This is a genomic window from Kaistella rhinocerotis (assembly GCF_030243905.1).
GTDB classification, from domain to species: domain Bacteria; phylum Bacteroidota; class Bacteroidia; order Flavobacteriales; family Weeksellaceae; genus Kaistella; species Kaistella rhinocerotis.
The window spans coordinates 355,435-373,733 of record NZ_JASSYY010000002.1 but is presented as its reverse complement, the minus strand read 5'-3'; the positions used below and the strand labels follow the sequence as shown (position 1 = coordinate 373,733).

Sequence of the window (18,299 nt, the reverse complement as noted above, 5' to 3'; positions counted from 1 at the left end):
TTAATCCCGAGGTTTAATTTTTTAAGCGTTTGCAGTTAAAGTTTAGTAGCGACAGACCCGGCCGCTGGCACGGCTGTTCCGGTGGCATTTACTTCTTCTTTTTTTACCTTTTTAGCTGCTACAGAATCATCATTGAAATTTACAAAATAGGAATTGTCAGTATAATTCATCACAGAACCGGTAGCAACGTCTATTCCGATACCGATGATGCCGCCCAAAAGTACATTCAGAACTGTAACACCATTGAAACTACGGTTCAGATCAACATTTTTAGCAGGGAAGTCTGAGTGTCTGTATTCAACATTTACCGCAGAAAGGGATTTATTGAATGTGGCAACGCATGGTGTAGTACATTTTTCCTGACCTTTGTATAGCACTTTGGCGCCTGAAGGCTCAGATGTGAAAGCGATTTTTTCATTGGTACCACTTATAATGGTAGCACAAGACGCAAGACTAAGTCCTGACGCTAATAAAGCGATTTTTTTCATATAGTTTGTTTGAAATTAAGGATGTGAAATTAACAATTTATTAACAATATTTAATAATATTAATATGATTTTTAACAGGTTGCTACTATTACTGTCATTTGCATATACTTCAATTATTGCAGTTTCAGCCCAGCAAACGTTTCAGACTTCTTATGAGAAAGGCAACGGCAACCAAACCGTTACGTATAAGGAAATGCTGAAATATTATGAACAGCTCGATAAAAAATTCAAGACCGTTTCAATTCAGGATTTCGGTCAGGATGATAATGGCGAGCCGATAAAGGTGGTGGTCTTTAATCCAAATAAAAAGAAAAACACACCTTCAATCCTTATCAACAACGGGATCCACCCCGGAGAACCCGACGGAATCGACGCGACTATGATGTTGATGAGAGACTTGGCTACCGGTAAAATTTCATCAGGAGAATTACAGATTGCTGCTGTGCAGGCTTACAATATATCGGGGATGCTACGCCGCGGAAAGTATAGTCGTGCCAACCAGAACGGACCGGAAGAATACGGTTTCCGTGGCAACGCGCGAAACTTCGATCTGAACCGTGATTTCATTAAAAACGATACCGAAAACGCTAAAGCTTTCCAACAGATTTTCCATCATTACAAGCCGGTTTACTTCATCGACAATCATGTTAGCAATGGTGCTGATTACCAGTATTTATTTACCTATATTTCGACGAACAAAGAGCGTTTAGGCAAGAAACTGGGCGATTATTTCAATCAGAAAATGCAGCCGGAAATCCTGCAAAACATCGAAAAAAACAGCGTACTGTCAACACCTTACGTAAATATCCACGGTGATTCTCCAGATGATGGTTTTCCCGCATTTATGGATTCGCCACGCTATGCGACCGGCTATACAACCTTGTTCAATACGCTCGGAACTGTGGCCGAAACGCACATGCTGAAGCCGTATCCTGAACGTGTTCGTGCGACTTATGACTATATGTTAGCTTCGATTAATTATGTTGCGAAAAACACCGCAGAAATTCAACAGTTGATGTCTTCAAGTTTGGTTGAATTAAAACCAGGAAACAAGTACTCAATCCAATGGAAACTCGATAGTGCTCAGTTTCAGCTTCTTGATTTCAAAGGGTATGAAGCCGGCAAAAAACCTAGCGAAGTCTCTGGAAAACCGCGGCTTTACTATGACCGCACTAAACCTTTCAGCCGCAAAGTGAAGTTCTTTGACAGCTATAGATCAACTAAAGACATTACAATCCCCAAATATTACGTGGTACCAAAATCAGAGCGAAAAGTCCTGGAACACCTAAAGCGAAACCGGATTCAAATGAAAGAACTCGGGCGTGATTCCGCAGCAACGGTAGAAAGGTATCAGATTGTGGACTTCAAGACAGTAAAAAATCCGTACGAAGGCCACTATCTGCATTATGAAACTACCGTAAGACCCGAAACTAAAAGCGTTAGCCTGACGAAAGGCGATTTCCTTATTCATACCACTCAGCCGGGAGTTAAATATCTGCTCGAAACCCTGGAACCCGAAGCTACGGATTCGTTCTTCAACTGGAATTTCTTTGATTCTATTTTAGGCCAGAAAGAATATTATTCAGATTATGTTTTTGAGGATACAGCGGCCGAACTATTACGGACCAATACCGCTTTGAAGACCGCTTTCGAACTGCAAAAAACCGCTGATCCGGCTTTTGCGAAGGACGGCGACAGGCAATTGGAATGGCTCTACCGAAACTCACCGTATTATGAGGGAACAGTCGGTTTATATCCGATTTTCCGAATTTTATAATACTTTCCAAAACCAAAAAACCCATTCAGTCCACAAGAACCGGAAGGGTTATTTATTTTAAATGGCAGATTATTATCTTGGCAATCCTTTTCTCAGTGCATATTCTGCTCTTTCCACGGCAATTTTCTCTTTCCAGTCCATATAACGTTTTTTGAATCTCGCCTTCATGAAATTATCGAAATTCCGCTGTACCGTAAGATTCCATAAAGAATGCGCTTTCACTGCAAAAGATTTGTCCCAAGCACGGAGGGAAATAGAGAAACTGCCGTCCAGATACTTCATCCAGTGCCACCAGCCGGTCGGCATGAAGAGTGTGTCACCGTGCTCGAGGAAACATTCTACGCCTTCTACGCCTTCAAGCGCGGGAAACTTTTCAAAATCGGGATCCGAAATATTGTAATCTTCCAGCGCATAAGTAGCATACGGAATTCGGTATAGACGCTCTTTCCATTTGTAATCGAACAGCAGGATATGTTTGCGTCCGTTAAAATGCGTGTGGAAGATATGCGCCATATCGATGTCATAATGCAGGAATGTCTCCGAACCTTTCCCGCCGAAAAACATATTAGGATATTTGTCCAGAAAGCCGCCCATCAGCTCTTTTGGTGCCAGATAATCTTCCAGTAGTTTGGGTGCAGATTTTATCGGATCGAACAGAAAAATGCGCAAATCCGTGGGTTCGCGCTGTATGAGATCAACATAATCGCCGAATTTCATTTTTGCCGCTGCCGAATTGATGGGTGCAGCCGGATCAGCTTTTGAGGAATCGTAGAGTGGAACTTCCACATCACCCACAACCTCCTTCATGTACTCCAAAGTCCATTTTTGGTATGCCGGCCAGTTTTTCGCCATGTTGCGGATGACCACAGGTTTGCGTGGCTTTAGGTACTTGTCGCGGAAGTCTTCCTGCGAAATGTCCTCTACCACATCAATCGGAGTTAAATGAAGTCCCATAATTTTATTTTGCTTAAACAAATTTAATAAAAAACATTCCTTCGAGTCTAAATTTCACGTGCAGATCCCGCACGCATAAGCCGGATTGTAACAATTGATGCCGCACCTTTACTAATTCTTAAAAATAGTCTAATGAAACAAGTTCTGCTCTTCTTTTTTGGTTTAATGATGTCAATTGCTGCAAACGCGCAAACCACGGTTTCCGGTAAGATTACCGATGCCGATGGTCAGCCGGTTCCCAGCGCCAGTGTCACAATAGAAGAGCCGGGAAAAGACGCAATCATGGCGTTTTCTATCTCTAACGCAAAAGGTGAATATAAGGTCACTTTCACGTCCGCCGGCGAAACCGTGGACCTTAAAATTAAAGCATTTAACCAAAAGCCGGTATTCAGAAATATTAAAAATCAGAACCAAACGCTCAATTTCAGTCTTGAATCTGACGCGACGGAGATTCAGGAAGTAAAGCTGAAAACCCGCATGATTACAAAGAAAGGTGACACGATCACTTATGATTTAAAGGCTTTTGAAAGCAAGGCAGACCGTACGCTGGCGGATGTCTTAAAGAAAATTCCGGGCATTGAGGTGAATGGTGACGGTTCTGTACTTTATCAGGGTGAACCGATCAATAAATTTTATGTGAACGGAAAAGACCTGATGGAAGGCGGCTACGGCACGGTGAACAATTCTTTACCTAAAGATGCCGTTCAGAAAGTGGAAGTCCTTGAAAACCATCAGCCGGTGAAGATCCTGCAGGATAAAGTGCCATCTGAAAACGCAGGTTTAAACGTGGTTTTAAAGAAATCTGTTACCATGACGGGCCGCGGCGAAGTAGGGCTTGGCATGGATCCGCTGCTTTGGAATGTAAAACTCACACCGATGTTTTTCGGACAGAAAAACCAGTGGGTGGTGAATTATAAAGCCAACAATAACGGTGAAAGTGTGGAAAAAGAAGGCAACCTTTTGGGCTTCGGAAACCGCTGGGAGGGCAGGAGAGGCCAGGCCGGCCAAAAAAGCTGGCTGAATGTGGAAACCGCCGGCACACCGGATATTCCGGAGAAACGGTACCTGATGAACAATGTACATTTCTTTTCCGCAAATGTGCTCACTACACCCTTCAAAAGCAAAGAATGGGAACTGAAGGCCAGCGCCAGCTATACAAACAACGCCATCGAACGCAGCGACCGCAATACGGATACTTATGAGGCCGGTTCTACCACAGTGCCGAACGGAGGAATTTACATCTCGGAAAGCGCAAATAACTTCTACACCAACGCCACAAAAGGTGAATTGATCATAACTAAAAATGCGAAGAAGGGCTTCTTTAAAAACACCACCACCTGGAATGGCTACTGGAATGAAACGAATGCCGCAATCGATAATGTTTTGCCGGTTTTCGGGACTAATAATGTCAATTATATCTCCGGTGACCAGTTCCTGAATTCACCTTCAGGAGTTTTTCAGAACTCACTCAGCACCATTTTGCCATGGAAGGAAAAACTCTTCAACGTGATGAGCTATATCAGCTACCAGAAAGACCGTCAGACCCTGGATATTCTGCCCGGCAGCTACGTAAATTCTACGGGTAATTTTCCTGCGGCGGCGCTTTATGACCGTTTGAGACAAAACGCATCTTCAGAAAGTTTCAATGCAAATCATTCTGCATCCGTAGGTTTCAGTTACAAAAAATGGACTTTCACTCCGGAACTCGGATTGAATTTAAGCTTCAATAAATTACAGTCGAATCTTGCCGGCGCAAACGGATCTGCATTTACCGATTTTGGAATTGATTACCGCAATGATAATGAATGGAACGAAGTGATTCCATACACTCAGGTAGGTGTGAATTTTAAATCAAACCGTCTTAATCTGAGCATGAATCTTCCGCTGAATTTCTATGACATCACTTATCGGGACAATTTCCGCAACTCCTATCAGGAAACCAGAAAGGCGGTGCTCGAGCCAAACCTTTTTGCGAGCCTGGATTTTGCGTCATTCTTCAAGATTTGGGCTTTTGCAGGCCAGTCTTATGATTTTGGCAACTTTGGGTCTTTTTATGAGGGCCAGATTTTCACTTCCCCGGTTTCACTTCGCGAACGTTACAACCGGATGCCGGAAAACCTGAACCGAAATATCGGTACTCGCCTTGAATACCGCAATCCGCTGAACAATCTGTTTTTCAATGTGCGTTACGGCTACAATACCAACCGCAGAAATCTCATCGAGCAGTTTAGCGGAGATGCATTTAATTCAACACTCAGTTTGATTGAGCTCGAAAATACTACTTCATCACAGACAGAAAGTGCTGAAATTGGTAAATATTTCCCGAAGTTCAAGACTAATGCGTCCCTGAACTTTTCAAATACCGATTCGAACGGATTTTCTTATTTTAATGCGTTACAGGAATCTAAAGTGAGCCGTCAGAATTTCGGATTTAAGTTTAATAACACCTATTTTTCATTCTTAAGTGTAGACTATAACATCTCGATGAACTGGTCTGCGCAGAAAAATGCGAGCCAGAATCGCGTGACGAAAAGTTCAGGCTGGAACCACAACCTGGCCGCTTATATTTACCCAATTGAAAATCACACCATAGGATTTTTCTGGGACGAACTGCACACCAGCGTACGCGAGCAGAACTTCAGCAATGCCTTCTTTGATCTTTCGTACCAGTACACTTGGGCAAAGAAGAAGATCGATTTTGAAGTGAAGTGGCTGAATATCGCCAATACCGATGTCTTCGAGCGAATCAGCTACGACCCAACACTTTTATTGACCTCGGTAAACAGTGTCCGAATCCGCCCGAGCCAGGTGATGTTTACGGTTAAATTTAATTTTAAATAAAATGAAAAAGATTACCGCACTGTTTTTATTGTTCGGGCTGATGGTTTCGGCACAGAACAACAGAGTGATTTACGAATATACATTCCGGCCCGATTCTTCGAAGACCGACAGTCTGAAAACCGAATGGATGTATCTTGACATCTCTAAGAACGGTTCGAAATATTACAGTAAAAAAGCCTTCGAAAACGATTCTATTGTCGCCGAAAGCATTAAAAAACAAATGGCATCCGGCAGCCGAAACATAGCCGTCTCACGCCAGCGCAACGGCATCGAGATCAGTTATGAAGTGGAGAAGCTGTATCCCGGATATCAAACTTTTCTCACTGCGTCCATTGGCAATGACAGCTATAAAGTTGCCGAAGACAGAACACCTGTTTGGAAAATTCAGCCTGAAAAGAAAAAAATCGGGGAGTTCATGGCTCAGAAAGCGGTGACCGATTTTGCCGGCAGAAGTTGGGAAGCGTGGTTCACGCCCGATGTTCCTATTCAGGACGGTCCTTACAAATTTTCGGGATTGCCGGGTTTAATTGTTTCTGTAGCAGACCGCAGCGGCAGCCACAGCATTGAATTGAAAGGTCTAAAGAAAATAACGCAAACTTCCTCCACCGAAGTTGACACGCAGGGTCGCGATATACCGTTTACTCGGCGCAAACCCATTGAAGTAAACCGTAAACAATATGCCCAAAAGCTTAAGCAGTACGAAAACGATCCCGTACAGGGAATGCGCGAACTTCTTGCGAGACCGAATTCGAAGGTGAAAATCAATATGAACGGCAAGGAAATTTCAGATCCTGCCGAGATTCTGCGCACGATGGAACGAAACGCGCGCGAAGAAATAGCCCGCAACAACAATAAGATAGAATTGGAACCTTAAAAAAATAAATCCCACCTTTTGGCGGGATTTATTATTAATAATCTGAAGTATCAGCACTTGGGCCGTAACTTGGCGGCACCGGAATGTTGTTTAAGCGGTAATAAACGCCGAGCTGTGCGCGGTGATGGGTGATTTGGTCTAATGCGTGGCGCATTGCGCTGTATTTGGTAAAATCTGCCAGGATTTGCTCGCCCATTGACATGCTCCACTTTCCGTCAAGTTCTGCTTCCTGCATTGCGCTGAACACAGTTTTGGTCTTGCTGTAATCTTCCTCAAATTTTTGCTGAAGTTCTTCTTTGGTGTTCAAAAAGGTAGGCTTGTAATCTCCGGCAGAAAAATCGAGGTTTTCAGTTTTCATGATGATTTCCGGCCAGCCGAAAATCTCGGCGATGTGCGTGGCGAGCGGCATCATTTTCATGCTTTTTTCGTGTGGTGCATAGTCATTCAGGCTGTCATCGTACACTTCAAAAAACTGTTTGGTAATCTGGTACTCATTTTCGAATTCTTTTCTGAGGTTAGGTAATGTTTCCATAGGTTTTTAAATTTTGTATAAAGTTACGCAAGCGCACAATTCTGCAATATAATTTTAACATTAAAAATATCCTCTAAAACTGTAACAATTATTTCAGCTTCTTTACTAATCATTAAAATATTAAATATGAAAAAGTTTTTCGCCCTGTTTCTGCTTACGGCCTTCATGGCAGTAAACGCACAGGAAACTGCCAACAGGTTTTTCTATGAACTTTCATACAAGCCCCGAAAAGATTCGGCCAAAGTAGAGAAAGTGATGATGATTCTGGATGTGACAAAAGACAAATCCATCTACCGGGATTATACTATGGTAGCGCAGGATTCTATCCTTAAAATACAGTTTGAGCAGATGATGAAATCGGGCGTGTACAAAGATTTTTCGAAAATGGTTACAATGCCAAAATTTTCGGAAAAGGTGTACAAATTCTATCCTGATATGAAAATTCAGTACGTGGAGCGCATCTCAAGCGGCTTCACGCCGGTGAACATCGGGTATGATGATGAATCAAAAATGAACTGGAACATATCTGCCGAAAAGGCGAAGATCGGAAGTTATAATACCCAAAAAGCGACCACCGAATTTGGCGGGCGACAGTGGGTAGCGTGGTTTGCAGCAGATATTCCGCTTCAGGACGGACCTTACAAGTTTCACGGTTTGCCTGGCCTGATCGTAAAGGTAGAAGATGCAGAAAAAAATTATTCGTGGGAATTGAAAGGTAACCGCAAAGTGCCGAACTTTTCTGAAACGACGTATATGGAAACCATCGCTCCCGGTGGAAATGGTGGAAAAGTGCAGGTAGTTTCACGCGAGAAATTCGAAAAAACCTTTGCAGATTACAAAAAAGACCCGTTCGCCTCGATGCGTCCGATGCTGAAGCCGGAAATGCTTTCTCAGAAAATGCCGGGTAGCGATGCCACAATCGGTGAAACATTGAAGCAGCAGGAAAAAATGGTGAAAGAATTTTATGGGGCGAACAGTAACCCAATAGAAATCACTTTGCCGCTGGCAAAACCTAAGAAATAACATTCACTACACTAAGTTATATTTGGAAACCTTAAGGCCTTTGGCTTTAAGGTTTTTTTGTAAGTCTTAAGAGAGAACTTTCCTTATTTAGATTAAATTTAAATAACGTATATTTGTGCTGAAAATTTTTAGAGTTGAGAAAATTAAAATCAGATAAGTTGTGCTGCTTTCCCAAATCAGAAATTGGCAGAATAGTAGGTTACCAAAATGACGACCTGAACATGCCCAACAAGATAATAGAAATGGGTTTATTGCCGGACACGGTTTTCAGGATTCTGTATCAGGCACCGTTCCGCGGACCGCTTTACGTAGAGTTTGGCGATGAAAAAAGCCGAATTGCATTGCGCGAAGAAGAAGCGAGATTCATCATCGTAGAAACAGCGGTGTAGAAGACAAGGTGAAGTTGGGTATAAATAAGAGGAGGTGAAGATGCAGAACGTATCAAAAAGCAAACAGATTTTATTGGTCGGAAATCCCAATGTGGGAAAATCCACTATTTTCAACCTGCTGTGCAACAGACAGCAAAAAACCGGAAACTACGCCGGTGTCACGGTAGCGAGCCATTCGGGTACCTACGAATATCAGGGTGAAACCGTTGAAGTTATCGATTTACCCGGCTCTTACAGCATTTATCCGGGCTCCGAAGACGAAGCCATTTTTTCAAAATTTCTTATTGATGAACAGCAGAACTATGCCGGCGTGGTGTACATTCTGGAAGCACTGAGCATCAAACGCGGGCTTTTGCTTTTCCAGCAAATCCAGGATCTTGGGATTCCGGTTCTGGTAGTGGTCAATCAAATAGATCAGGCCGAAAGACGCGGAATTAATATTGACGTCAATACCCTGTCAGCCGCGCTTGGCGTTCCTGTTCTACAGTCGAATGCGAAGAAAAATCTTGGTATTGAAGATATTCGCGGCGCCGTTTTTAATAATAGTTTTAAAGTTTCTGAGAATATCACATTTGAAATTCCCGTAGAACAGAAAGGGCTGGTATTTAAGATACTTCAGGAAACCAAAGAAAACAATCAGTACCGGATCTGGACACTGCTTGCCTCTGAAACCTATCTTGGCAAGCTGGAAAGCGTACACGAGCAACTGAACGCCGATGAAGTAAAATGTCTGGTCCCAAAAAGACTTCAGACGCAGGAAACCGTTCGGCGATACCAGAATATTGACCGCATCATTGGCAAAGTAATCGCTAAAAAACCTCAGTTTAAAGAACTTCTTACCGAAAAGCTCGATAAAATCCTCGTGCACCAGTTTTGGGGATACATCGTTTTTGGTTTGGTACTGCTGATGATTTTTCAAAGTGTCTTCTGGCTCGCGGAATATCCGATGAACTGGATTGCGGACGCTTTCTTCTGGCTGTCTACATTTGTCGGAACACATATGCCCGGAGGTCCGCTCAACTCCCTGATAGCGAACGGAATAATTCCCGGAATCGGTGGAATAGCGATGTTCGCGCCACAAATTGGTATACTCCTTTATTTTCTCTACTTACTCGAAGATTCTGGTTACATGGCGCGTGTCATTTTCCTGATGGACCGCTTCCTGAAACCTTTCGGGCTGAATGGGAAAAGTATCGTCCCACTTGTTTCCGGTACCGCGTGTGCCATTCCGGCGGTGATGTCTACCCGGAACATTGAAAATGTGAAAGAAAGACTCATCACCATTCTGGTAACGCCGTTTATGACCTGTTCTGCACGGCTGCCGGTTTACAGTATCATTATTTCACTTATAATCCCAGACGGATCTTTTGGCGGTATCAGTTACAAGGCATTGACGCTGATGGCGATGTACTTTCTGGGCTTCTTTGCTGCGCTTGCTACTGCACTCTTACTTAAGACAATCATTAAGAATAAATCCAAATCTTTCCTCGTAATGGATTTACCGGCGTATAAAACACCGCTTTTCGGTTACGATTTTAAACTGGTCTTGGGTAAAGTCTGGGAGTTTATCACGGGTGCGGGTAAAATAATCTTCTTTTTCAGTATCATCATTTGGCTTTTCAGCTACTTTGGACCAAAAACTGAAACAGATCAGTATGTCGCAACGGACGTGAAATTAGAAAACTCCTATCTGGCAAAGATGGGTAAGGCTATAGAACCGGCAATAGCACCACTGGGATATGACTGGAAGATGGGCGTCGGCGTACTGACGAGTTTTGTAGCGCGCGAGGTGTTCGTAGGCACGCTTTCTACGCTTTACAGCCTTGACGAGGAAGCACCCGAAGACCGGATTATCGATAAGATGCGGAACGATGTAAAGCCAAATGGCCAGAAAGTCTTCAGCTTCGCGACCGGAATTTCTATCCTGGTGTTTTATGCCTTTGCGATGCAGTGCGCATCTACACTAGCGGTGGTTTACAAAGAGACTAAATCATGGAAATGGACGGTGGCGCAGCTATTCGGGATGACAGGTTTGGCGTACGTGGCGGCACTGTTTGCCTTTCAAATTCTTCAATAATGGTAAATTCAGCACTTATTCAATATTTGATTGTTGCACTCCTCGTGGGTTTCGCGGTGTGGTATCTCATCCGGATTCTGCGCAAAACCTTTTCACCCGGCAAATTCAAGAGTGGTAAGCCCGGTTGTGATTCAGACTGTGGCTGCGGATGATGTCATCTACTGGCTTCGTCTGTTAATAATTTCCAATCCTGGTTAAATTCTAAACCTTTAGATTAAGGGTTTTCAGTCATTTACCGCCATCTTAATTTTCCGTAAATTTGCCGCATCGAAAAAAAGGTAAACACTTGTTTAATTTGTATTTAAGAAAGTATGGCTCTAATTAAAAGTATTTCCGGAATCCGCGGAACCATCGGTGGAAAAGTTGATGACAACCTGACGCCGATTGATATTGTAAAATTCACATCCGCTTTCGGATACTGGCTCCAAAAAACAGAAAACCGCAAAGATTTAACACTTGTAATCGGGCGTGATGCCAGGATTTCAGGTAAGATGGTCAACTCTCTTGTTACCGCCACTTTGCAGGGTTTGGGGATTAATGTTATCGATCTCGGACTTTCTACCACGCCAACCGTGGAGGTGATGGTGCCAGAACTTAATACTGATGGCGGCATAATTCTTACGGCGTCACACAACCCGAAACAATGGAATGCCTTGAAACTGCTCAACCGAAAAGGTGAGTTTATCAGCGGAGAAGACGGCACAGAAGTTCTTAAAATTGCCGAAACTGCCGACTTTAATTTTGCTGAAGTGGATGAACTCGGAACTTACACTACGCAGGAAGACGGTTTTGACATCCACATCCAGAAAATTCTGGATTTGCCGATGGTAGATGCTGAAGCCATCAAACAGAAAAAATTTAAAATAGTACTAGACGCGGTGAATTCTACGGGTGGAATCGCCGTACCGATGCTTCTCGAAAAACTCGGTTGCGAAGTGGTGGAACTCTATTGCGAACCAAACGGGCATTTTCCACACAATCCGGAGCCTTTAAAGGAACATCTGGGAGATATTTGTGAGCTCGTGAAGAGTGAAAAAGCTGATATGGGAATTGTAGTAGATCCTGATGTAGACCGTCTTGCCCTCGTGGATGAAAACGGTGATCTGTTCGGCGAAGAATACACACTGGTGGCGGTTGCCGATTATATCCTGAAAAATAAGCCTGGCGTTGCAGTTTCGAATCTTTCTTCGAGTCGTGCTCTTCGCGATGTAGCCACAAGACACGAATCTACTTATTTTGCGAGTGCAGTAGGCGAGGTGAACGTGGTAAATGTAATGAAAGAAAAAAACGCGGTGATCGGAGGAGAAGGAAACGGTGGAATTATCTATCCTGAACTGCATTACGGGCGCGATTCACTGGTTGGGATTGCCTTGTTCCTGAGTCATCTGGCGCTTGAAAACAAGACGGTTTCTGAGTTGCGGGCAAGTTATCCGGATTATTTCATGGGGAAAAAGAAAATCGAGCTTACGCCGGATATTGATGTAGACGGAATTTTAACAAAGATGAAAGATTTGTATCCAAATGATGAGGTTTCTACTGTAGACGGTGTAAAAATTGATTTCAAAGAGAACTGGGTTCATTTAAGAAAATCGAATACTGAGCCGATTATCCGGATCTACACGGAAGCGTTTTCACAGACCGAAGCGGATGGTCTGGGAGATGAGATGATACTTAAAATTAAAAGTCTGCAATAAAAATGCGGATTACTGAAGTGCAATTCCGCCGGATTTGCGAACTTTAGTAAAATTATTTTTTAAATATCATTATTAAATGCGTCAGATGGTTGATTAAAACACATAAAGGCGCGAAACTGGATTTAAAACCGCACAAATTTTATAAAAAAGTTTTTTCGGGGTTTGTAAGTAAAATTCAAACATTGGAAATAACACTGAGAAAATATATTGGAAGAATTTTTTGAAAACGAGCTTGTAAAGAAGTTCGAAGAAATGGTAGAAAACAATGATGAACTCTACTTCGAAACTGAAGAGTACGAGGAGATCATCATTCACTACCTTGAAATGGGCGACATTACCTTTGCGGAAATGGCGACCAATTTTGCAATGAAGTTGCACCCCAATTCACTGGAACTGAAGATAAAGAAATTCGAGGTTTATCTGGAGCTTGAAAATTATGCGCCTGCAAAGGAACTTATGATGGAGTTGAAGGAAGCTTCAATGGAAAGCACTGATTTTCTTGTGTGCTGCGCAAAATATTATTCTAATCTTGGAAACCCGCGCCGGGCAATTGAATATTGCGAAAAAGCGCTGGAACTGGAAGAAGAAGAAAATTTCCTGCACAATTTCATCGCTGATGAGTTTGTGAACCTTGAAGATCCTTTTAATGCGCTGAAACACTATAAATTGGCGCTTACATTCGATCAACAGGACGAATATTCGCTGGAGAACATTATGTTTTGCTACAATCAGCTCAAACGTACGGATGAAGCTATCGAATTCTTGAACGGTTATCTTGATAAATTCGCCTTTTCGGAAACCGCATGGTATGAATATGGACAGTTTTATTTCAACCGCAAGAACTACGATGAAGCGATCCGTGGTTTCGATTATCTGCTCGCAATCAATCCGCAATCCGTGGGCGTTTATGCCAACAAAGCTGCGTGCTATGAAGCGATGGGCGAGTGGCTGAAAGCGGTAGAGGTTTATGAGGAAATGCTGGTGCTTGAATATACCAAATCTTTTACCTACTACAAGATTGGTCTGTGTTATAAGGAGAACAAGCAGCTTGCGCTGGCTCTGCAGGCTTTCCAGAAATCTTTGCGGGACGATCCTCAGTTCTATCTTTCGATGATGGAGCAATCTTACATTTATGAAGAGATGGGCGGCATGAAAGAGGCGCTGCACTTTGCGCGTGAAGCTGTACTGATGAATGATTCAAACCTCGATTACCAAAAGAGGCTGGCTTATTTATATATCGATTCCGGTCGTTTTGAGGAGAGTTTGGTTGCGCTGAAGAAACTGGTAGATACAGAACCAACGCGTTTTTACAACTGGTATGCGTATGCAGAAGTTTTAATGCTTACGGGCGATTTTGATGAAGCTGTCGTTGTATTGAATAATGCCACAAAGCTCCATAACCGTGCAGAAATCTTCTATCAGCTAAGCAACTGCTATTTCCATATAAACAATCCTAAAAGCGGCCGTACAGCACTTGCAAAAGCCCTTAAGCTGGATCCGCAGCTGCTGGAAGACATGAAACAGAAGTATCCTTTCCTGCGTGAAGAAGCCGAACGCGAGAAGACTAAGAAGAAATAAAGCAAATAAAAAACCCTGTCAGTTTAGACAGGGTTTTTTGCTTCTAATGATTTAGTTTAAACGCTTTGCTTTTTCTTCGCAGGTTCGCCTACAAGGCCGTCACGGTTTTCATTTACAGTGAGGACCAGCGTTCCGCCTTCTGCAAGCTGTTTGTTTACCAGCATTTCGGCAAGCAAATCTTCGATATATTTCTGGATGGCACGCTTCAGCGGTCTTGCACCGAAATCTTTATCCCAGCCTTTCTCTGCAATAAAGTCTTTCGCATCCTGCGTAAGTTCAACCTTATAGTTAAGTTTTTCAAGTCTTTGATACAACTTATTAAGTTCAAGATCAATAATTTTCGAAATATGATCTTTTTCAAGATTGTTGAAAATCACGATATCATCGATACGGTTCAAAAATTCTGGCGCAAAGGCTTTCTTCAATGCATTTTCTATTGTGCTTCTCGCGCGTGCATCGCTGGTGGACTTTTTGGCAGATGTACCGAAACCTACACCATCACCGAAATCTTTAAGGTCACGTGTACCGATATTCGACGTGAGAATGATGATCGTATTTCTGAAATCAATCTTTCTACCGAGTGAATCTGTGACGAAACCTTCATCTAAGATCTGAAGCAGGATATTAAATACATCCGGATGCGCTTTCTCGATCTCATCTAAAAGCACCACTGCATACGGCTTTCTGCGAATTGCTTCGGTTAGCTGGCCACCTTCTTCGTAACCTACATATCCTGGAGGCGCACCTACGAGCCTTGACACTGCAAATTTTTCCATGTATTCGCTCATATCGATTCTAATGAGTGCTTCATCGGAATCAAATAATTCGCGCGCCATCACTTTTGCAAGTTCGGTTTTACCTACACCGGTAGTTCCAAGGAAAATGAAGGTTCCAATTGGTCGGTTCGGATCTTTAAGGCCCGCACGGTTTCGCTGTATGGCTTTCACCACTTTCCGCACCGCTTCTTCCTGACCGATGACTTTTCCGTTCATCATTTCATCCATATTCGAAAGTTTGTCGAGCTCATTTTTGCCCACTTTCGTCACCGGAATTCCGCTCATCATTGACACTACTTCTGCCACGCTTTCTTCTGTTACTTCCTCTTTTTTTTCCTTTACATTTTTATCCCAGTTTTCCTGCGCGATGTTCAGTTCTATCTGTAACCTTTCTTCCTCATCTTTCAGTTTTCTTGCTTCAAGGTAATCCTGACGTTTTACCGCTTTCTGCTTTTGATCTTTAATGAGTTCAATCTGTTTTTCATGCTCAATGATTTCAGTCGGAACTTTCATGTTCTTGATGTAGACACGGGATCCGGCCTCATCCATCGCGTCGATCGCTTTATCCGGTAAAAAACGGTCTGTGATATATCTCGCCGTGAGATTTACACAGGCATTGATGGCTTCGTCGGTATACGTTACATTGTGGTGATCTTCGTATTTGTCTTTGATCTGATTAAGGATTTGCACGGTTTCTTCTACCGAAGTAGGCTCTACCATCACTTTTTGGAAACGTCTCTCCAGCGCGCCGTCTTTCTCGATGTACTGGCGATATTCATCCAGCGTTGTAGCACCGATGCATTGAATCTCGCCGCGTGCGAGCGCAGGTTTGAACATATTTGAGGCATCAAGGCTTCCGGTAGAACTGCCGGCACCCACAATGGTGTGAAGCTCGTCTATAAATAAGATCACATCGCGGTTTTTCTCAAGTTCTGTCATGATGGCTTTCATGCGTTCCTCAAACTGTCCGCGGTATTTTGTACCGGCAACAAGACTCGCCAGATCAAGTGTGATGACACGTTTTCCGTAAAGAACACGTGAAACCTTTTTCTGCTGGATTCGTAAAGCCAAACCTTCTGCAATAGCAGATTTACCAACTCCCGGTTCACCGATTAAGAGTGGATTGTTCTTTTTTCTTCGCGACAGGATCTGTGAAACACGTTCAATCTCTTTTTCACGGCCGATAACGGGATCAAGTTTCCCGTCTTTTGCAAGAGAGGTAAGGTCACGCCCAAAATTATCGAGGGTGGGCGTCTTGCTTTTACCAGATCCGATGTTTCCGGTAGGTTTACGCATTTGGCTGTATTCTTCGCGCTCTTCATCATCGTCATAGGCGCTCATTTTTGGGTCCTGACCTGAGTTTTTCAGCAGCAATCTGTATTCTGCAGTTACGCGCTCATAATCAATGTCATAAGAACTTAAAATGCTAGTAGTAGGGTCGTCTGCTTTATAAAGCATACCCAAAAGCAGGTGTACTGTGTTGATCTCTGAACTTTGGTATTGTCTGCACTCCAGTTCAGAACGTTTCACGGCTTGGTCAGCCATTTTAGTAAATGAAATCTTCCCTGTATCAGCTGCAAACGGATTGATTCCTGCGGCTGACATATTTTCTATTTTTCGGCGGATCTGCGTAAGATCTGCGCCTAAACTTTGCAGAATTTCCTTTGCGGAATTCTCGGTTTTTATCATGCCCAGCAGAAAGTGTTCGGTATTAAGGAACTCGCTTTGTAAGCGTTTTGCCTCGCTTTTACTTTGCTGGAAGACCTGATCTAAACCGTTTGAAAATTTATGGTCCATATAATTGTTCAATATTTGTGAAAAATTTAGTGAAAATCACTCTTGATTTCCAGTGCCAATCAAAGTTACAAATACTTGACCAAAATCATTTAATGACGTATTGGCAGGAAAAAGTTTTCGCATCTCATTGAAAATATGTAGGTTTGTGCCCTTTTAATTTACATTTATGACCCCGGAAATTACAAATTTTGTTGGCTATGGCGCTTCGCTTTTTATCGTGCTGAGTTTTGTACTTAAAGATATTACCAAAATCCGCATTGTGAACCTTATCGGCTGCATCCTGTTTGTAGTTTATGGTGTTTTCAGCGACTATCTTTGGCCAATCATTATTCCGAATGCCATTTTGTGCTTTATCCAGGTGTACCATCTGCTGAAGAAATCATAAGACCGAAATGAAAGTTGTAGTCTCTGCGTTCAGCAATCTGTATACCGATCAAAGGATCGAGAAAGTGTGCGATACACTGTGGAATGCAGGCTACAAGGTGATCTTAATCGGTAATGATTATGGAGGTAGCGGCGAGATCAGCCGGCCATATCCGGTGAAAATCATTAAACAAAAATCTTTATCGCTTAAACTTGCCTATCCGGAATTTAACTGGAAGCTCTTTTTTGAATTAAAGAAAAACGTTGACAGCGAAACCATCTTTCTCGCAAATGATCTCGATGCACTTTTGCCGAATTATTTAGTTTCAAAATCATTAAAAATACCTCTGATTTTCGACAGCCACGAGATTTTCACCGAAATGCCCGCTATTCAGGGCCGTTTTACACAGAAAGTCTGGCGCCAACTGGAATCTTTCCTGCTGCCGAAAATTGAGTATATGATGACCGAAAGCGAGAGTTATGCGCAGTGGTTTTCGGAAAAATATGGTGTGAATCCTGTCGTCATCCGAAATATTCCGAAAAAATTAAAGCAACCCGAAACATTCCCCGAAAACCAGCCGAAAATTGTGTTGTATCAGGGAGCTATCAATCAGTCGCGCGGTATCAGCCAGGCGATTTTAGCCATGAAACATCTTGAAGGTGTTATCTTTAAAATTGCCGGTGACGGACCTAAAATTAATGAATACAAAGCGTTGGTTATCAGTGAAAATCTATCAAACAAAGTAAAATTTTTAGGCAAGCTCATTCCTACAGAACTCCGAAAAGTGACTCGCACCGCAGATGTAGCCGTAAGTCTTGAAGAAAACGGTGGTGTGAGTTATCTCTACTCGCTGCCGAATAAAGTTGCCGACTGCATCCAGGCGCGCGTACCGTTGGTTATGATTAATTTCCCTGAGATGATGCGCGTTTACAGCGATTTTAAAATTGGGGAAATCGTAGAAAATCACGAGCCTGAAACGATTGCTGCTGCAATAAAAACCGTTCTTCAGAACGGACGTGCCCATTACCAACCCGAACTTGAGCGTGCCGCCACTGAACTTTGCTGGGAAAACGAGGAAGACAAAATCACAGATTTGTTCGCAAAAGTAACTGCCGCAAATTTCTAAAACCGAAAT

General features: G+C 42.9%; 15 protein-coding genes. 11 read left to right on the top strand and 4 right to left on the bottom strand.

The window, feature by feature from the left end:
* Nucleotides 1-35 precede the first annotated feature (35 nt).
* On the bottom strand, nucleotides 36-488 hold the full coding sequence (locus QEP06_RS06940) for a hypothetical protein (protein ID WP_285269645.1): 453 nt from the start codon (nucleotides 486-488) through the stop codon (nucleotides 36-38).
* A gap of 64 nt (nucleotides 489-552) precedes the next feature.
* Here QEP06_RS06940 and QEP06_RS06935 point away from each other — a divergent pair, with 64 nt between their 5' ends.
* Entirely contained in the window at nucleotides 553-2,265 is a 1,713-nt protein-coding gene (locus QEP06_RS06935) for a M14 family zinc carboxypeptidase (protein ID WP_285269644.1), read from the top strand.
* Nucleotides 2,266-2,337: 72 nt separating this feature from the next.
* On the opposite strand, the gene QEP06_RS06930 is transcribed toward QEP06_RS06935, so the two are convergent.
* Nucleotides 2,338-3,219: a cupin-like domain-containing protein gene (locus tag QEP06_RS06930; protein WP_285269643.1), complete on the bottom strand. Its 882-nt coding sequence runs from the start codon at nucleotides 3,217-3,219 to the stop codon at nucleotides 2,338-2,340.
* Between the two features lie 132 nt (nucleotides 3,220-3,351).
* Here QEP06_RS06930 and QEP06_RS06925 point away from each other — a divergent pair, with 132 nt between their 5' ends.
* Nucleotides 3,352-6,060 carry a carboxypeptidase regulatory-like domain-containing protein gene (locus QEP06_RS06925; protein ID WP_285269642.1) on the top strand — a complete coding sequence of 903 codons (2,709 nt, stop codon included), beginning with the start codon at nucleotides 3,352-3,354 and terminating at the stop codon, nucleotides 6,058-6,060.
* Between the two features lies 1 nt (nucleotide 6,061).
* Nucleotides 6,062-6,934 carry a GLPGLI family protein gene (locus tag QEP06_RS06920; protein ID WP_285269641.1) on the top strand — a complete coding sequence of 291 codons (873 nt, stop codon included), beginning with the start codon at nucleotides 6,062-6,064 and terminating at the stop codon, nucleotides 6,932-6,934.
* A 34-nt stretch (nucleotides 6,935-6,968) separates the two neighbouring features.
* Here the strand turns inward: QEP06_RS06920 and QEP06_RS06915 are convergent, their stop codons facing one another.
* A complete protein-coding gene (locus QEP06_RS06915) occupies nucleotides 6,969-7,466 on the bottom strand; it encodes a DinB family protein (RefSeq protein ID WP_285269640.1) in 498 nt (165 codons plus the stop codon).
* A gap of 126 nt (nucleotides 7,467-7,592) precedes the next feature.
* Here QEP06_RS06915 and QEP06_RS06910 point away from each other — a divergent pair, with 126 nt between their 5' ends.
* From QEP06_RS06910 to QEP06_RS06885, 6 genes are all read left to right on the top strand, one after another.
* Nucleotides 7,593-8,489 (top strand): GLPGLI family protein, encoded by an 897-nt coding sequence (locus tag QEP06_RS06910; protein WP_285269639.1) that lies wholly within the window; start codon nucleotides 7,593-7,595, stop codon nucleotides 8,487-8,489.
* A gap of 134 nt (nucleotides 8,490-8,623) precedes the next feature.
* The gene (locus tag QEP06_RS06905) at nucleotides 8,624-8,878 is read left to right on the top strand and encodes a FeoA family protein (RefSeq protein ID WP_251832589.1); all 255 of its coding nucleotides are present in this window, start codon (nucleotides 8,624-8,626) and stop codon (nucleotides 8,876-8,878) included.
* A 40-nt stretch (nucleotides 8,879-8,918) separates the two neighbouring features.
* Nucleotides 8,919-10,955 carry a ferrous iron transport protein B gene (gene feoB, locus QEP06_RS06900; RefSeq protein ID WP_285269638.1) on the top strand — a complete coding sequence of 679 codons (2,037 nt, stop codon included), beginning with the start codon at nucleotides 8,919-8,921 and terminating at the stop codon, nucleotides 10,953-10,955.
* Nucleotides 10,955-11,107 (top strand): hypothetical protein, encoded by a 153-nt coding sequence (locus QEP06_RS06895; protein ID WP_285269637.1) that lies wholly within the window; start codon nucleotides 10,955-10,957, stop codon nucleotides 11,105-11,107. The genes feoB and QEP06_RS06895 overlap by 1 nt, the downstream gene beginning before the upstream one ends.
* A gap of 159 nt (nucleotides 11,108-11,266) precedes the next feature.
* Nucleotides 11,267-12,649: a phosphoglucosamine mutase gene (glmM, locus tag QEP06_RS06890; RefSeq protein ID WP_285269636.1), complete on the top strand. Its 1,383-nt coding sequence runs from the start codon at nucleotides 11,267-11,269 to the stop codon at nucleotides 12,647-12,649.
* A gap of 207 nt (nucleotides 12,650-12,856) precedes the next feature.
* Complete coding sequence (locus QEP06_RS06885) at nucleotides 12,857-14,227, top strand: tetratricopeptide repeat protein (RefSeq protein WP_285269635.1); 1,371 nt, start codon at nucleotides 12,857-12,859, stop codon at nucleotides 14,225-14,227.
* A 56-nt stretch (nucleotides 14,228-14,283) separates the two neighbouring features.
* On the opposite strand, the gene QEP06_RS06880 is transcribed toward QEP06_RS06885, so the two are convergent.
* Complete coding sequence (locus QEP06_RS06880) at nucleotides 14,284-16,800, bottom strand: ATP-dependent Clp protease ATP-binding subunit (RefSeq protein ID WP_251832594.1); 2,517 nt, start codon at nucleotides 16,798-16,800, stop codon at nucleotides 14,284-14,286.
* Between the two features lie 166 nt (nucleotides 16,801-16,966).
* Between QEP06_RS06880 and QEP06_RS06875 the strand changes: the two genes are divergently transcribed.
* Both QEP06_RS06875 and QEP06_RS06870 read left to right on the top strand, forming a co-directional pair.
* Nucleotides 16,967-17,185, top strand: coding sequence for a uroporphyrinogen decarboxylase (locus tag QEP06_RS06875; protein ID WP_251832595.1), 219 nt, complete (start codon nucleotides 16,967-16,969; stop codon nucleotides 17,183-17,185).
* Nucleotides 17,186-17,192: 7 nt separating this feature from the next.
* Nucleotides 17,193-18,290 carry a glycosyltransferase gene (locus QEP06_RS06870; RefSeq protein ID WP_285269634.1) on the top strand — a complete coding sequence of 366 codons (1,098 nt, stop codon included), beginning with the start codon at nucleotides 17,193-17,195 and terminating at the stop codon, nucleotides 18,288-18,290.
* Nucleotides 18,291-18,299 lie beyond the last annotated feature (9 nt).

What these genes read in the sequence shown, in the direction of transcription:
- QEP06_RS06875 (WP_251832595.1), top strand. Translation starts at nt 16,967, where the DNA reads ATGACCCCGGAAATTACAAATTTTGTTGGCTATGGCGCTTCGCTTTTT.
- QEP06_RS06925 (WP_285269642.1), top strand. Translation starts at nt 3,352, where the DNA reads ATGAAACAAGTTCTGCTCTTCTTTTTTGGTTTAATGATGTCAATTGCT.
- QEP06_RS06915 (WP_285269640.1), bottom strand. Translation starts at nt 7,466, where the DNA reads ATGGAAACATTACCTAACCTCAGAAAAGAATTCGAAAATGAGTACCAG.
- QEP06_RS06920 (WP_285269641.1), top strand. Translation starts at nt 6,062, where the DNA reads ATGAAAAAGATTACCGCACTGTTTTTATTGTTCGGGCTGATGGTTTCG.
- QEP06_RS06935 (WP_285269644.1), top strand. Translation starts at nt 553, where the DNA reads ATGATTTTTAACAGGTTGCTACTATTACTGTCATTTGCATATACTTCA.
- QEP06_RS06880 (WP_251832594.1), bottom strand. Translation starts at nt 16,800, where the DNA reads ATGGACCATAAATTTTCAAACGGTTTAGATCAGGTCTTCCAGCAAAGT.
- QEP06_RS06910 (WP_285269639.1), top strand. Translation starts at nt 7,593, where the DNA reads ATGAAAAAGTTTTTCGCCCTGTTTCTGCTTACGGCCTTCATGGCAGTA.
- glmM (WP_285269636.1), top strand. Translation starts at nt 11,267, where the DNA reads ATGGCTCTAATTAAAAGTATTTCCGGAATCCGCGGAACCATCGGTGGA.
- QEP06_RS06870 (WP_285269634.1), top strand. Translation starts at nt 17,193, where the DNA reads ATGAAAGTTGTAGTCTCTGCGTTCAGCAATCTGTATACCGATCAAAGG.
- QEP06_RS06930 (WP_285269643.1), bottom strand. Translation starts at nt 3,219, where the DNA reads ATGGGACTTCATTTAACTCCGATTGATGTGGTAGAGGACATTTCGCAG.
- QEP06_RS06895 (WP_285269637.1), top strand. Translation starts at nt 10,955, where the DNA reads ATGGTAAATTCAGCACTTATTCAATATTTGATTGTTGCACTCCTCGTG.
- feoB (WP_285269638.1), top strand. Translation starts at nt 8,919, where the DNA reads ATGCAGAACGTATCAAAAAGCAAACAGATTTTATTGGTCGGAAATCCC.
- QEP06_RS06940 (WP_285269645.1), bottom strand. Translation starts at nt 488, where the DNA reads ATGAAAAAAATCGCTTTATTAGCGTCAGGACTTAGTCTTGCGTCTTGT.